Below are 1,210 nucleotides of genomic sequence, written 5' to 3' on the forward strand. Positions count from 1 at the left end.
CCTACAAGTCCAACCCTACCCTAGTTTTGAATTATTTAACCCCATCAAGTCGGTGCTCACAACGTGCGCAAGCGCACGCCTGAGACCTCTGCGTTGTCGGAATAAATAGAAATGCCATACGACATAACAGGATGGATCGAAGTCCTCTGGGATCACACTCTTGAAGAAGAAAAGAAGGTGTGGTCTGGAGTTATATGCCTTGATCGACTGTCTCTAGCTGATGAATACGAAACAAGCGTCCTCTTCGGCTTAGCAAAGCGTCCAGTAAACAATCCGCTCTTCGCAGAAAGAGGAGTTCCTTCTGACTGCTCCGAAGCAGTTGATCGTGAAGTGAAAGAAAACGAAGCATTCATAAAAAAGCATGGAGAAGGAAACTTCGGATTCACGCATGCACTATGGTCTGAGATTTCACCCCGACTAAAAGAAATCGAAAGAGAAGAACAGATTTCAGACGATTGGAACCAGGTGTTTGATCTCGCAAAGGTACTAGAAAAAACTAAGTTTCATCCCGATTGGATACGATTCGTCTTATGGGCAAATTGGTGAACAAATTAGCGACAACAAGACGCTCCAGGCAACTGCGGCAAACGCCCGCCTCTTTCACTACGACCCCATGAAAATCAACCACCCCAAAAATTCAAACGATAGCCTAGGCCTTGTCGCCTGAGCTCGACGATGGGGAGAAACAGATTATTCAGAAAAGCAACTTGGCAACGTATCCAATATCTAACTCCACTAAAAATAAAGAGATCCTGCATTGACCAGATAAACCGCACTTTGGCGAAAGAACCAACCCGACGAGCTTTTTAAAGACAGATGATCCTGCAGAGGATTTAAGATCGATTCAGAACAAAGACACCCTACTCTAGTTCAAAAAGAAGAAGAGCCAAAACTTCCATGTCCAACCCAACTCCACCCCTTAATTATTTAACCCCATCAAGTCGGTGCTCACAACTCGCGCAAGCGCTCGCCTGAGACCTCTGCGTTGTAATTTACTCCGCATATATTTGAGGGAAAGCATTTCGAACCGAGGGCATCATCAACCTCCTGCACTGCTAAACGTCACAGACATTCTGATACAGAACCTGAAGAACCCATTTCGAGCATCGATCTAAGAAAAGGAACGAGCATGACAAGCGGAGGCATAAAACGTTCAAGCCACAAGACAGTCCGACCTAGGTTGGACTCCTGCATTGGCAGGTTGTGTGAT

The 1,210-nt window shown here is 45.7% G+C and carries 1 protein-coding gene; it reads left to right on the top strand.

Going from position 1 to position 1,210, the window contains the following annotated elements:
• The first annotated feature begins 111 nt into the window (after positions 1–111).
• Positions 112–546 carry a hypothetical protein gene (locus QEH53_RS23815; protein WP_309025737.1) on the top strand — a complete coding sequence of 145 codons (435 nt, stop codon included), beginning with the start codon at positions 112–114 and terminating at the stop codon, positions 544–546.
• The last annotated feature ends 664 nt before the right edge of the window (positions 547–1,210 follow it).

Origin of the sequence: Pelagicoccus sp. SDUM812002, from assembly GCF_031127835.1 — a bacterium.
Classification (GTDB): domain Bacteria; phylum Verrucomicrobiota; class Verrucomicrobiia; order Opitutales; family Opitutaceae; genus Pelagicoccus.